Raw genomic sequence first — 823 nt, forward strand, 5'->3', positions numbered from 1 at the left:
ATATCGCAATCGAAGGCCGATATCGCACAAGCTGAGTGGTTTTGTGCCATTTCAGTCTCCCGCTTAGATGGGGCGGTAGCACCTGAGTTGGCTATCAAGCGCCCGCTTGCCGGAAAAGGTGCGGGCGACGTGGAAAGTGTACGCCTTTAATGAACATTAGCGAGTCATTTATTGACGGAACTATCGCCGGACGCTTGCGTTGCGCCCGCTAGTGGGATTTTGCAAGTACTGACGAGCAGGACAGAACACCCAGCGCACATGACAATTCTGTTCTCCGGCGCTTGGTCAGCGAGCCCTTATAACCGAAGAGCAGGCTCGCGAGCTTATCGCCCTTCTGGGGAACGACTGGCCGTCGCTTATGCGAGAGGCCCGCTTTCTGATCAGGAAAGGCTAGTCGCAAGGTGCCGGTTGGCATCGGCGAGCCGTTTTGACGCTCATCGGTTCAGCCTTTCCATCGTCTCAATGATCGCCTTGGCAAGGGGTTCGCCCCTCGTGGATCGGCTCTGGGCCATAGAGCAGCAAGACGGCTTCCTCGCTCGGCAACTCACCGGGCGGGCACTTCTCTTCGATCTAGTTCCGGGCATGAACTCTGCCCGCTACAGCCAGAAACGCTCCTTTAGAGATGCTCAGTACACCGTCAGTTGCGCCAACGCAGCCAGAAGACGACGCTCGCCAGTCGGTTTACCGGCATTGGGTGCTCCAGCCAGAACCTCGCCGCCGACTTGCTCGGGCTTGTCATAGGCGCTTGCCACGGCGAAAGGCACATCTCGCGCTTTCAAGATCTCTGCTAGCGGCGTGACAGTTCATTCCCGAGGGTTAACGT

General features: G+C 57.7%; 1 pseudogene. It reads right to left on the bottom strand.

Annotation, left to right across the window (positions count from 1 at the left end):
* Window positions 1–626: 626 nt before the first annotated feature.
* A pseudogene (locus tag EOA85_RS36385) lies at window positions 627–823 on the bottom strand (response regulator); the annotation flags it as partial.

Source organism: Mesorhizobium sp. M5C.F.Ca.IN.020.29.1.1 (assembly GCF_003997375.1).
Lineage (GTDB): Bacteria > Pseudomonadota > Alphaproteobacteria > Rhizobiales > Rhizobiaceae > Mesorhizobium > Mesorhizobium wenxiniae.